General features: G+C 67.9%; 10 protein-coding genes. 3 read left to right on the top strand and 7 right to left on the bottom strand.

Going from position 1 to position 11,990, the window contains the following annotated elements; translation table 11 throughout:
• Positions 1-46: 46 nt before the first annotated feature.
• The 4 genes from ACWGIS_RS06470 to ACWGIS_RS06485 all read right to left on the bottom strand — a co-directional run bounded on the left by ACWGIS_RS06470 (position 47) and on the right by ACWGIS_RS06485 (position 3,798).
• Positions 47-526 (bottom strand): LppU/SCO3897 family protein, encoded by a 480-nt coding sequence (locus ACWGIS_RS06470; protein WP_453361275.1) that lies wholly within the window; start codon positions 524-526, stop codon positions 47-49.
• Positions 527-646: 120 nt separating this feature from the next.
• On the bottom strand, positions 647-1,909 hold the full coding sequence (locus ACWGIS_RS06475) for an MFS transporter (RefSeq protein WP_453361276.1): 1,263 nt from the start codon (positions 1,907-1,909) through the stop codon (positions 647-649).
• Between the two features lie 78 nt (positions 1,910-1,987).
• A complete protein-coding gene (locus ACWGIS_RS06480) occupies positions 1,988-3,070 on the bottom strand; it encodes an inositol-3-phosphate synthase (protein ID WP_453361277.1) in 1,083 nt (360 codons plus the stop codon).
• 44 nt (positions 3,071-3,114) lie between these two features.
• Positions 3,115-3,798 (bottom strand): PadR family transcriptional regulator, encoded by a 684-nt coding sequence (locus ACWGIS_RS06485; protein ID WP_355791081.1) that lies wholly within the window; start codon positions 3,796-3,798, stop codon positions 3,115-3,117.
• Between the two features lie 373 nt (positions 3,799-4,171).
• On the opposite strand from ACWGIS_RS06485, the gene ACWGIS_RS06490 reads away from it, so the two are divergent.
• Together ACWGIS_RS06490 and ACWGIS_RS06495 are read left to right on the top strand one after the other, a co-directional pair.
• Positions 4,172-6,883: a transglycosylase domain-containing protein gene (locus ACWGIS_RS06490; RefSeq protein ID WP_453361278.1), complete on the top strand. Its 2,712-nt coding sequence runs from the start codon at positions 4,172-4,174 to the stop codon at positions 6,881-6,883.
• A gap of 109 nt (positions 6,884-6,992) precedes the next feature.
• Complete coding sequence (locus ACWGIS_RS06495) at positions 6,993-8,501, top strand: glycosyltransferase family 87 protein (RefSeq protein WP_453361279.1); 1,509 nt, start codon at positions 6,993-6,995, stop codon at positions 8,499-8,501.
• Positions 8,502-8,600: 99 nt separating this feature from the next.
• Here the strand turns inward: ACWGIS_RS06495 and ACWGIS_RS06500 are convergent, their stop codons facing one another.
• The 3 genes from ACWGIS_RS06500 to ACWGIS_RS06510 all read right to left on the bottom strand — a co-directional run bounded on the left by ACWGIS_RS06500 (position 8,601) and on the right by ACWGIS_RS06510 (position 11,406).
• The gene (locus tag ACWGIS_RS06500; RefSeq protein ID WP_453361280.1) at positions 8,601-9,632 is read right to left on the bottom strand and encodes an alanine racemase; all 1,032 of its coding nucleotides are present in this window, start codon (positions 9,630-9,632) and stop codon (positions 8,601-8,603) included.
• A gap of 128 nt (positions 9,633-9,760) precedes the next feature.
• Positions 9,761-10,882 carry a peptidoglycan bridge formation glycyltransferase FemX gene (femX, locus tag ACWGIS_RS06505; RefSeq protein ID WP_356163677.1) on the bottom strand — a complete coding sequence of 374 codons (1,122 nt, stop codon included), beginning with the start codon at positions 10,880-10,882 and terminating at the stop codon, positions 9,761-9,763.
• Positions 10,883-11,091: 209 nt separating this feature from the next.
• The gene (locus tag ACWGIS_RS06510; RefSeq protein ID WP_453361281.1) at positions 11,092-11,406 is read right to left on the bottom strand and encodes a hypothetical protein; all 315 of its coding nucleotides are present in this window, start codon (positions 11,404-11,406) and stop codon (positions 11,092-11,094) included.
• Positions 11,407-11,692: 286 nt separating this feature from the next.
• Here ACWGIS_RS06510 and rpsF point away from each other — a divergent pair, with 286 nt between their 5' ends.
• On the top strand, positions 11,693-11,983 hold the full coding sequence (gene rpsF, locus ACWGIS_RS06515) for a 30S ribosomal protein S6 (RefSeq protein WP_004950685.1): 291 nt from the start codon (positions 11,693-11,695) through the stop codon (positions 11,981-11,983).
• The last annotated feature ends 7 nt before the right edge of the window (positions 11,984-11,990 follow it).

Genomic DNA, 11,990 nt, shown 5'->3' on the forward strand with positions numbered 1-11,990 from the left:
GTGTTTCACGTGAAACACCGCCCCTCGGCGTATGCCGACCGAGCTGTTACTTGGTCTCCTTGAGGCACAGCACCACGTTGTGACCGCCGCCGGTCTGGACGTAGTAGATCGTCGCCGCCGAGACGCTCTCGCACTTGCTGTCGTCACTGGTGTTGTCGAACTTCTCGACGACCTTGTACTGCGAGTCGCCCGAGGAGCAGTCGACCGTCTGGAGGTCGGGGCTGGCCTGCGTACCCTCGTTGTGCATGCAGGCGCCCACGGACGTGGTCTCCGCGTCGCTCTGTCCGAGGTACCACTTGACGCCGTACAGGGCTATGGCGACCAGGATGAAGCCGACGATGCGCATGGCCTTCTTGCCGAAGCGCTTGCCCGCGGGAGCCGGGGGCGGAACGGGGGCGCCGGCCTGCTGGGGGAACGGCGCGTAGGGCTGCTGCGGGGGGACCCCGGGCTGGCCGGGCTGCTGGTCCCCGGCCACGGTGGGCTGCTGGGCGAACGGATTCTGGCCCTGCGGCGGCGGAACGGTCACTTGGGGGTCCCCCTCGAACGTGGTGAGAGCACGTGTGGCGTGAAATAAGACGCACGTAAGCTACCGGGACTCACGGGCAACTCTGTAGCCGATACGGGCTCTGTGGCATTGATGTGACACTTACTGCTGCGCAAAGCGGGCCATAGCCGCCGCAACTGCCGCGTAGATAACGGCGACCGTGACCACCAGCGGAACCGATCGCCCGTCAGCGGGCAGCAGCAGCGCGGCCACCGCCGCGGCGCCGACGAACGCGACGTTGAAGAGCACGTCGTAAACGGAGAAGATCCGGCCACGGAAGCCGTCGTCGACCGAGAACTGCACGATCGTGTCCGTGGCGATCTTCGCGCCCTGTGTGGTCAGGCCCAGCACGAAGGCCGCGGCCAGCATCGGGGTCACGGTGAACGGCAGGGCGAGCGCGGGTTCCAGAACCGCGGCGCCGGCGGCGCAGACGGCGATCCAGCGGCCCGGGCCCAGCCTCGCGGCGACCGACGGGGTGACCAGTGCCGCGGCGAAGAAGCCGGCTCCCGAGACGCCGACGGCAAGTCCCAGGAGGGCAAGGCCGTCCTCGGAGTCGGACGACCAGGCGTACCGGCAGAGCATCAGCACCATGACCGTCAGCGCGCCATAGCAGAATCGCATCAGCGTCATGGAGGCGAGCGCCCAGGCGGCCTCCCTGCGCGGCGGTTCGGACAGATGGCGCATGCCCGCCGCGAGCCCGCGCGCCGTGTCCGCAAGCGTCTTCCACAGCTGTGGACGCGCCGGATACCGGTCCGGGCCCAGGAGGTCCGGAGGTATGCGCAAGGCGGCGAGCGCCGCGCACAGGTACACGCCGGCGGCAAGGAGCACCACGACGGCGTTGGAGTCCACGGTCAGCAGTCGTACGCCGAGAGCGAGGGCCCCGCCCGCGGTGGCGCCGAGTGTGCCCGCCGTCGGTGACAGCGAGTTCGCGATCACCAGCCGCTCGGGGTCGACGACGCGGGGCAGGGACGCCGAGAGGCCCGCGAGGACGAAGCGGTTGACCGCGGTGACGCACAACGCGGAGGCGTAGAAGAGCCAGTCGGGGACGTGGCTGAGCATCAGAACGGCCGTGACGCAGGCCAGGAACGCCCGCAGCAGATTGCCGTGGAGGAAGACCTGGCGGCGACGCCAGCGGTCCAGGAGTACGCCCGCGAAGGGGCCGACGAGGGAGTACGGCAGCAGCAGGACCGCCATGGCCGAGGCGATGCCGGCGGCCGAGGTCTGCTTCTCGGGCGAGAAGACGACGTAGGTGGCGAGCGCGACCTGGTACACGCCGTCCGCGCCCTGGGACAGCAGACGGATGCCGAGCAGGCGCCTGAAGCCCTGGAAGCGCAGAAGTACGCGCAGGTCACGCACGACGGACATGGGCTCCAGCCTCACATACGAGGAGGGCCCCCGGGCGGACGACCCGGGGACCCTCAACTGCCTCGCGTTGGCGGCGCTTTAGCGCTCGACCTCGCCCTTGATGAACTTCTCGACGTTGGCGTAGGCCTCGTCGTCGAAGTACTGGACCGGCGGGGACTTCATGAAGTAGCTCGACGCGGAGAGGATCGGGCCGCCGATACCGCGGTCCTTGGCGATCTTCGCGGCGCGCAGGGCGTCGATGATGACACCGGCCGAGTTCGGGGAGTCCCAGACCTCGAGCTTGTACTCCAGGTTCAGCGGGACGTCGCCGAAGGCACGGCCCTCGAGGCGCACGTACGCCCACTTGCGGTCGTCCAGCCAGGCCACGTAGTCCGACGGACCGATGTGGACGTTCTTCGCGCCCATGTCGCGGTCGGGGATCTGCGAGGTGACGGCCTGCGTCTTCGAGATCTTCTTGGACTCGAGGCGGTTGCGCTCCAGCATGTTCTTGAAGTCCATGTTGCCGCCGACGTTGAGCTGCATGGTGCGCTCGAGACGGACACCGCGGTCCTCGAACAGCTTCGCCATCACACGGTGCGTGATGGTGGCGCCGACCTGCGACTTGATGTCGTCACCGACGATCGGGACGCCCGCCTCGGTGAACTTGTCCGCCCACTCCTTGGTGCCGGCGATGAAGACCGGAAGGGCGTTGACGAAGGCGACCTTGGCGTCGATGGCGCACTGGGCGTAGAACTTCGCCGCGTCCTCGGAACCGACGGGCAGGTAGCAGATGAGAACGTCGACCTGCTTGTCCTTGAGGACCTGGACCACGTCGACCGGGGTCTCCGCGGACTCCTCGATGGTCTCCCGGTAGTACTTACCGAGACCGTCGAGGGTGTGGCCGCGCTGGACCGTGACGCCCTTGTTCGGGACGTCGCAGATCTTGATGGTGTTGTTCTCGCTGGCACCGATGGCGTCCGAGAGGTCGAGGCCGACCTTCTTCGCGTCGACGTCGAAGGCGGCGACGAACTCGACGTCACCCACGTGGTACTCGCCGAACTGAACGTGCATCAGGCCGGGCACCTTGGACGCCGGGTCGGCGTCCTTGTAGTACTCGACGCCCTGGACCAGCGACGCGGCGCAGTTGCCCACGCCGACGATGGCTACGCGAACCGAACCCATTCCGGTTGCTCCCTGTGTGTGCTCGGTGAGACCCCGAATGGGTCTCACGTGGTGGTGTCGTCGGACGGATCCGGCCGGGAGCTGTCCCGGTGCCGGGGCAGGCCGCCCGTCTCTCCAGATGTGCTGTCCTGCTGAGCGGTGCCTTCGGGACCGGAGAGCCTCTGGTCCCGTCCGGCCCGCTCACTTTCGATGAGCTCGTTCAGCCAGCGCACTTCGCGCTCCACGGACTCCATTCCGTGCCGCTGGAGCTCAAGGGTGTAGTCGTCGAGGCGCTCCCGGGTGCGTGCCAGAGAGGCGCGCATCTTCTCCAGGCGCTCTTCGAGCCGACTGCGGCGGCCCTCCAGTACGCGCATGCGTACGTCGCGGGACGTCTGTCCGAAGAACGCGAAACGAGCGGCGAAGTGCTCGTCCTCGTACGCGTCCGGACCCGTCTGCGAGAGCAGCTCCTCGAAGTGCTCCTTACCTTCCGCCGTCAACCGGTAGACGATCTTGGCGCGACGCCCTGCGAGCGAAGTGGCGAGGGCGTCTTCGGGCGTGGACCCCGGCTCCTCGATCAACCAGCCGTTGGCGACCAGCGTCTTGAGGCAGGGGTAGAGCGTCCCGTAGCTGAAGGCGCGGAACACACCCAGTGACGTATTGAGACGTTTGCGCAGCTCGTAGCCGTGCATCGGAGACTCGCGGAGCAGGCCGAGGACGGCGAACTCAAGGATGCCGGAACGCCGGCTCATGATCGCCTCCTCCCTGTCGCTGTCACGTCGGCACGGCCTTTATGCCGGGCTGATGTATCGACTCGATACATCGCACGATAGAACGCCCCTGCGGATGCGACAAGAGGGGGCACGGTGAGCGGGGTCACATCACTGATTCGTAGGAAGTGACTTGCGGTATTTGGGGTGAACTTCGGCCCTAGGTGGGTTTTGACGGTGCGTAGTCTGTGCGCCATGCAGACCACCGGGAACCGAGTGACGCCTGGGGACGTCCTTGTCCTCGGTGCAGTACGGGTGAATGCGGTGACTGCCGCATCCGTACTTCGGGGGGACCGGAAACCAGCCGCCGTTTCCAGGCGCGCAAAGGTGCGCCTGCCCGAGGAGTAGTCGTTCGATGAGCGAGCACCGTCGCAAACCGCCGCAGCCGCAGGGCGGCGGACGTGCCGCGGCCCGACGCGGCCAGCCCGGCCCGTCCTCCGGCCGCCGTGCCGCACCGCGAGGCGCCACCGGGTCACCTTCCGACGCCTACGGCTCGGGGGGTGAGGAGCGCCCGTACGGAAGCCGCGCCGAAGCACGCCGGGCGGCACAGAGAAGCAGTGGGGGCGGCCGACGCCGAGGGGCCGACGCCGCGGGCGCGGGTGGACACGGCGGCGCCGGCGGAGGCCGGCGGGGCGGGCCCGGGGGCCCCAATGGCCCGGGACGCGGCCGGGGCCGCCCGGGACCGGCCAAGAAACGCTTCATCGACTACCCGCGCGCGGGCAGGTACGGAGCCGCGCGCTGGGTGCCGTCCTGGAGGCTCGTGACGGGGCTCTTCATCGGCTTCTTCGGCAGCCTGGTGGCGATCGCGGGCGTGGCGTACGCCCTGGTGGGTGTGCCGGACGTGGCCAAGACCGCCGAGGCACAGAACAACGTCTACTACTGGTCCAACGGCGACCAGATGGTCGCGACCGGCGGTGAGACGAACCGCCAGATCATCCCGTACGAGAAGATCCCCAAGGAGATGCGCTTCGCCGTCATGTCCGCCGAGAACAAGACGTTCGAGAACGACAGCGGCGTGGACCCCATGGGCATCGCCCGGGCCTTCGTCAACATGGCCAAGGGCGGCCAGACGCAGGGCGGCTCCACCATCACCCAGCAGTACGTGAAGAACGCGATGCTGGACGACCAGTCGCAGACGATCTCCCGGAAGTTCAAAGAGCTGTTCGTCTCCATAAAGGTGGGCGCCCAGGAGCCCAAGGAGAAGATCATGGCCGGCTACTTGAACTCCGCGTACTACGGGCGCAACGCGTACGGGATCCAGGCGGCCGCGCACGCGTACTTCGACAAGGACGCCGAGGACCTCAATGCGAGCGAGTGCGCCTTCCTCGCCGCGGTGCTGAAGGGCGCCACGTACTACGACCCGGCCGGTGCCGAGTCGATCGATCCCGTCGGGGCCACTCCCGAGGCCAACCGGAAGCGTGCCAAGGCGCGGTGGAGGTGGATCCTCCAGGAGGAGGTCAACGACGGACGGCTGCCGGCCTCGGTCCTCCAGAAGTACAAGACCTTCCCCAAGATCCAGAATCCCCGGTCCAACGCGCAGCTCAGCGGCCAGATCGGTTACCTCGTCGACCTGGCGAAGGCGTACCTGATCAACAACTCCGAGAAGACCGGAATCACGGCCAACAAGCTGCAGCAGGGCGGCTACGAGATCCACACGACCTTCGACAAGGGCAAGGTCAAGGATCTCGAGAAGGCCGTGAAGGACGTCCGCAAGAAGAACATCAAGCCCAAGCTGAGGCCGGACAAGGACAAGTACGTCCAGTTCGGCGGGGCCTCCGTCGATCCGGACACGGGCGCGATCAAGGCCATCTACGGCGGTGAGGACGCGACCAAGCACTTCACCAACAACGCCGACCAGACCGGTGCCCAGGTGGGCTCGACGTTCAAGCCGTTCGTGCTCGCGGCCGCCATGTCGTGGGGTGTGAAAAATCCCGAGGGCGACATGGAGCAGGCACAGGACGAGCGCACCATCGTCTCCCCGAAGAGCCTCTACAGCGGTAAGAACAAGCTCAAGATCGAGGAGTACGACGGCAGCGTCTGGACGGACAAGGACGGCAAGGAGTGGCTCCAGAAGAACGACGGCAACGAGTCGTACAACCCGCCGAGCTACAACATCGATCTCCGTGAGGCGATGAGGGTCTCCGCGAACTCCGCCTTTGTGCAGCTCGGTATGGACGTCGGCCTGGACAAGGTCCGGGACGCCGCCATGGAGGCGGGAATCCTCAAGACCAGTCTGGCGAGCGCCAACTTCCCGTCGTTCTCGATCGGCACCTCCGACCCGAGCGCTATCCGCATGGCCGGGGCGTACGGCACCTTCGCCGACAGCGGCAAGCAGCACGACCCGTACTCGGTCAGCAAGGTCACCAACGAGGACGGCACGGTCTACCAGCACGAGACCAAGTCCAAGCAGGCCTTCACCACGGCCGTCGCGGACAACGTCACCGACGTGCTGAAGACCGTGGTGGACAAGGGCACCGGTACGGCCGCCCAGCTCCCCGGCCGTCCGGTGGCCGGCAAGACCGGTACCACCGACGGCAACAAGTCCGCCTGGTTCGTCGGCTACACCCCGCAGCTCTCCACCGCGATCACGATGTACCGGATGGACGACAACGAGAGCAGCAAGAAGCGCGAGTTCCTGGAGATGTACGGAACGGGTGGCCAGGAGAAGATCCACGGTGCCTCGTTCCCGGCCGAGATCTGGCACGACTACATGGCCGAGGCGCTCAAGGACGAGCCGGTGAAGAACTTCCCGACGCCGGAGGACATCGGCCAGATCGTCAACGACGTACCGACTCCGAGCGCGACTCCTTCGGCGACCGAGAGCCGGCCGGAGAGCCCGACGCCCAGCGCGACGCCCAGCAAGTCCTCGCCCTCGCCCACGCCCTCGGAAAGCGAGAGTTGCGGCAAGTGGGACTGGAACTGCAACAACAACGGTGGGACCGACACCGGCGGGACCGACACCGGTGGTACGGACGGCGGCGTGACGTCCTCACCCACGGAGAGCAGCGATAGCGGGAACACGAGGGGCAACGGCAACGGGGGCCTCTTCGGCGGTCCGGGCGGATAGCGGCCCGTTCGTCCGCTGAGTGGTGTTTCACGTGAAACATGGGCCGCCGCACCGATCAGGTGCGGCGGCCCTCGGCGTATTCCCGGACACGTACGGCAGGATGTGCGGCATGCCCAGCGCAGAGACGACGCCAGCGAGCGTCCACGAGCCGGAGACGGTCCACCCGACCCGGGAGGACGAGGTCGCCGCGAACGGTAGCGAGCTGATCGGCGGCCCGCTCGGACGGCGAGCGCTGACGGGGACGTCCTGGTGGACCCCCGTGCGGGTCATCGCGCTCATCGCCATCGGCATGTTCGCCCTCGGCATGGTGCAGAAGCTGCCCTGCTACGACGGTGCCTGGTTCTTCGGGGCCAGCTCCCAGTACACGCATGCGTGCTACTCGGACATCCCGCACCTCTATCAGGGCCGCGGGTTCGCCGACGGGCTCGTCCCGTACTTCGACAAGCTCAGCGGCGACATGGACTACCTCGAGTACCCGGTGCTCACCGGCGTCTTCATGGAGGTCGCCTCCTGGCTCACACCCGGCAGCGGCAGCATCCAGCACCAGGAGCAGTTCTACTGGATGGTCAACGCCGGGATGCTGATGATCTGCGCGGCGGTCATCGCCGTGTGCGTCTCCCGGACCCACGCACGGCGCCCCTGGGACGGCCTGCTGGTCGTCCTGGCTCCCGCCTTCGCCCTGACCGCCACCATCAACTGGGACCTGCTGGCCGTCGCCCTGACGGCCGCCGCCATGCTGATGTGGTCCCGGGGCCGCTCTCTCGCCTTCGGTGTCCTGCTGGGCCTCGCGACGGCCGCCAAGCTCTATCCCGTCCTGCTGCTGGGCCCGCTGCTGATGCTGTGCTGGCGGGCCGACAAGTGGCGCGAGTTCCGGATCGCCTTCGCCGGCGCCGCGGTGGCGTGGCTGGCCGTGAATCTGCCGGTGATGGTCTTCGCCTTCGAGGGCTGGTCGAAGTTCTACACGTTCAGCCAGGAGCGCGGGGTCGACTTCGGTTCCTTCTGGCTGATCCTGTCCCAGCGCTGGCAGAGCTCGCTGCTCACCACGGACAACATCAACACGTTCGCCACCGTCCTGATGCTGCTGGCGTGCGTGGGCGTGGCCGCGCTGACGGTGACCGCCCCGCGCCGCCCCCGCTTCGCCCAGCTCGCGTTCCTGATCGTCGCGGCGTTCATCCTGACCAACAAGGTGTACTCGCCCCAGTACGTGCTCTGGCTCGTCCCCCTCGCGGTGCTGGCCCGGCCGCGGTGGCGTGACTTCCTCATCTGGCAGGCCTGCGAGGTCGCGTACTTCCTCGGGATCTGGATGTACCTCGCGTACACGACCAGCGGAGACGCCCACAAGGGCCTGCCGACGGAGGGCTACCAGACCGCCATCGCCGTCCACCTCCTCGGGACGCTGTACATCTGTGCCGTGGTGGTGCGCGACATCCTCATGCCGGAGCGGGACCCCGTACGGCTGGCCGGCGACGACGATCCCTCGGGCGGTGTGCTGGACGGCGCCCAGGACGTGTTCGTCCTGGGCGCGGCCGCCCATCCGCCCCGGCACGCGGCGCACTTCGAGGGCCCCCAGGTCGCGTGGGGCGCTTCCACCGCGACGGCGAAGGACGGTTCGCCCTGAGCGAACACAGCAGGCGGCAGTGCATGCGAAAGGCCGTACACGGGATCCGTGTACGGCCTTCGGCCTTCGGCGGCGCGGACTCCGGTCCGCCTCAGCGGGTCAGCGCTCGACGATCCGGTCGAACTGCGTGGTGGTGTGCCGCAGATGGGCCACCAGTTCCTCGCCGACCTTCGGCTCCGGGGCGTCCGAGGGCACGAAGAGGATCGAGACCTGCATGTGCGGCGGCTCCGCGAACCAGCGCTGCTTGCCGCTCCAGACGAATGGCGAGAGGTTGCGGTTGACCGTGGCGAGACCCGCGCGGGCGACGCCCTTGGCGCGCGGCATGACGCCGTGCAGGGCCTTGGGCGCCTCCAGGCCCACCCCGTGCGACGTACCGCCCGCCACGACCACCAGGTAGCCGTCGGAGGCCGCCTTCTGCTGCCGGTAGCCGAAGCGGTCGCCCTTGGACACGCGGGTGACGTCCAGGACGGCTCCGCGGTACTCGGTCGCGTCGTGGTCCCCCAGCCACAGCCGCGTCCCGATCCGGGCGCGGAAGTGGGTCTGCGGGAACTGCTGCTGGAGCAGGGCGAGTTCCTCGGCCTTGAGGTGGCTGACGAACATGGTGTGCAGCGGGAGGCGTGCCGCCCGCAGGCGGTCCATCCAGCCGATGACCTCCTCGACGGCGTCCGAGCCGTCGGTGCGGTCCAGCGGCAGGTGGATGGCGAAGCCCTCCAGGCGCACGTTCTCTATGGCGGAGTGCAGATGCGGCAGGTCCTGCTCGCTGACACCGTGCCGCTTCATGGAGGACATGACCTCGATGACGACGCGGGCCCCCACCAGTCCGTACACGCCGTCTATCGACGACACGGAGCGGATGACACGGTCGGGCAGCGGTACGGGCTCCTCGCCCCTCCTGAACGGCGTCAGGACCAGCAGATCGCCACCGAACCAGTCCTTGATCCGGGCGGCCTCGTACGTGGTGCCGACGGCGAGGACGTCCGAGCCGAGGCGCGTGGCCTCGTCGGCGAGCCGCTCGTGGCCGAAGCCGTAGCCGTTGCCCTTGCAGACGGGGACGAGCCCCGGGAACTGCTCCTGCACGTGCTTGTGGTGTGCCCGCCAGCGCGCGGTGTCGACGTAGAGCGTGAGCGCCATGGCCGGTCCCGGAACCTTTCTCGTGGCTGCGGTGAAACAGAGTGATGAAACGAAAGTGTGGCGGATCCGCCGGGGCTTTGTGGTGACACCGCGCCGGACGGCGCGCGCGGCGGGCGGACCGGACCGGGTCAGCGACGCGACATGTAGATGTCGAGAGCCTTGTGGAGCAGCTTGTTGAGCGGGAAGTCCCACTCGCCGAGGTACTCGGCCGCCTGGCCGCCCGTGCCCACCTTGAACTGGATCAGACCGAAGAGGTGGTCCGTCTCGTCCAGCGAGTCGGAGATGCCGCGCAGGTCGTACACCGTCGCGCCCAGGGCGTACGAGTCGCGCAGCATCCGCCACTGCATCGCGTTCGAGGGCCGGTGCTCACGGCCGATGTTGTCCGAGGCGCCGTAGGAGTACCAGACGTGGCCGCCGACGACGAGCATCGTGGCCGCGGACAGGTTCACCCCGTTGTGCCGGGCGAAGTAGAGCCGCATGCGGTTGGGGTCCTCGGTGTTGAGGGCCGTCCACATGCGCTGGAAGTACGAGAGCGGCCGGGGCCGGAAGTGGTCGCGCAGAGCGGTGATCTCGTAGAGCCGCTGCCACTCCTCCAGGTCCTGGTAGCCGCCCTGGACGACCTCGACGCCCGCCTTCTCGGCCTTCTTGATGTTGCGGCGCCACAGCTGGTTGAAGTTCTTGTGGACCTCTTCGAGGGACCGGTTCGCCAGCGGCACCTGGAAGACGTAGCGGGGCTGCACGTCGCCGAAGCCGGCGCCGCCGTCCTCGCCCTGCTGCCAGCCCATGCGGCGCAGCTTGTCGGCGACCTCGAACGCACGGGGCTCGATGAAGTCCGCCTCGATGTCGCGCAGGCGCTTCACGTCGGGGTCCTGGATGCCGCCCTTGATGGACGTGGCCTCCCAGCGCCGGATGATCACCGGCGGGCCCATCTTCACGGAGAAGGCGCCCTGCTGCTTGAGGTGCGCGAGCATCGGCTGGAGCCAGTCGTCGAGGTTCGGGGCGAACCAGTTGATGACCGGGCCCTCGGGCAGGTACGCGAGATAGCGCTTGATCTTCGGGAGCTGGCGGTACAGGACGAGGCCGGCGCCGACCATCTCGCCCGTCCTGTCGTCGAACCATCCGAGGTTCTCGGAGCGCCACTCCGCCTTCACATCTGCCCAGGCGGGGACCTGCATGTGGCTGGCCGAGGGCAGGCTCTGGATGTATGCCAGATGCTGCTCTCGGCTGATGGTCCTCAGGGTCAGGCTCATTCGGGGCGCTCCTCGGCTGGTCTGTCCCCATGGGTACAGGGGCTCCGGCTCTCGCGCCGAAGCCTACTGCGCCCCGCGAGCGCCCCGATTGGCCGTATGGGACCTCGCCCCCGGCCGACGGGCCGCCGGGGAGGCGAGGGGGTGCTGTCGGGCTGTGCGGCCGGCTGTCCACCGGCCGGCCGCCGGTCCCGTGCCGGGTGGCCGGCCGGTCAGCTGATCACGCCTCCGAAGAGGCCGCCGTGGGCCATGCCGAGGAAGAAACCGAAGGCCGAGGCGCCGAGCCCCAGGATCAGCCCGAAGCGCTCCCGGGTGGTCACGGAGATGAACTGGCCGTAGGCCCCGGTGAAGATGCCCACCAGGCCGGTCCAGGAGCTGATCAGATGGAGGTTGTGGAACATCGCCGTCACGAAGGCGATGACGCCGAGGACGCCGGTCACCCACAACAGCGTGTCCTGGAGGGGGTGGGGCTTGCCGTCGGTCGCGAACAGGGAACCGCCGATGTTGGGTCGCATTGTCTGTGCCATGGGGCACCTCCTGCGGAAGGTGGCGCATCGTAGCGCCATTCACACCCGATGTGTACAGACTGACGGTCTCCCCGGCCGGATTTCAACCGGAAGCCACCGTGCGGGTACTCTGTACTCTCTGCACCGGTGTCTGCCCAGGCCGTGGCCACGTCACGACAGGGACTCCCGCTCGGATCCCCGATCGAGAAACCCATTGTCAGTGGCGGCGGATACCGTTGCTCACGCATAACAACCCTCCTGCCACGGAACGACCGTGGCCGCTGAGTCCAAAGGAGGTGGGTTCCACATGCGTCACTACGAGGTGATGGTCATCCTCGACCCCGATCTCGAGGAGCGTGCTGTCTCCCCGCTGATCGAGAACTTCCTCTCCGTCGTCCGTGAGGGCAACGGAAAGGTCGAGAAGGTCGACACCTGGGGCCGTCGTCGTCTCGCGTACGAGATCAAGAAGAAGCCCGAGGGCATCTACTCGGTCATCGACCTGCAGGCCGAGCCTGCGGTCGTGAAGGAGCTCGACCGCCAGATGAACCTGAACGAGTCGGTCCTCCGGACCAAGGTCCTCCGCCCCGAGACCCACTGAGCTCTCC

Source organism: Streptomyces sp. NPDC054842, from assembly GCF_053611025.1.

Bases quoted from the DNA above. Each gene is read 5' to 3' on its own strand.
- ACWGIS_RS06485 (WP_355791081.1), bottom strand. From the start codon at position 3,798: ATGAGCCGGCGTTCCGGCATCCTTGAGTTCGCCGTCCTCGGCCTGCTC.
- ACWGIS_RS06510 (WP_453361281.1), bottom strand. From the start codon at position 11,406: ATGGCACAGACAATGCGACCCAACATCGGCGGTTCCCTGTTCGCGACC.
- ACWGIS_RS06500 (WP_453361280.1), bottom strand. From the start codon at position 9,632: ATGGCGCTCACGCTCTACGTCGACACCGCGCGCTGGCGGGCACACCAC.
- ACWGIS_RS06495 (WP_453361279.1), top strand. From the start codon at position 6,993: ATGCCCAGCGCAGAGACGACGCCAGCGAGCGTCCACGAGCCGGAGACG.
- ACWGIS_RS06475 (WP_453361276.1), bottom strand. From the start codon at position 1,909: ATGTCCGTCGTGCGTGACCTGCGCGTACTTCTGCGCTTCCAGGGCTTC.
- ACWGIS_RS06480 (WP_453361277.1), bottom strand. From the start codon at position 3,070: ATGGGTTCGGTTCGCGTAGCCATCGTCGGCGTGGGCAACTGCGCCGCG.
- femX (WP_356163677.1), bottom strand. From the start codon at position 10,882: ATGAGCCTGACCCTGAGGACCATCAGCCGAGAGCAGCATCTGGCATAC.
- rpsF (WP_004950685.1), top strand. From the start codon at position 11,693: ATGCGTCACTACGAGGTGATGGTCATCCTCGACCCCGATCTCGAGGAG.
- ACWGIS_RS06490 (WP_453361278.1), top strand. From the start codon at position 4,172: ATGAGCGAGCACCGTCGCAAACCGCCGCAGCCGCAGGGCGGCGGACGT.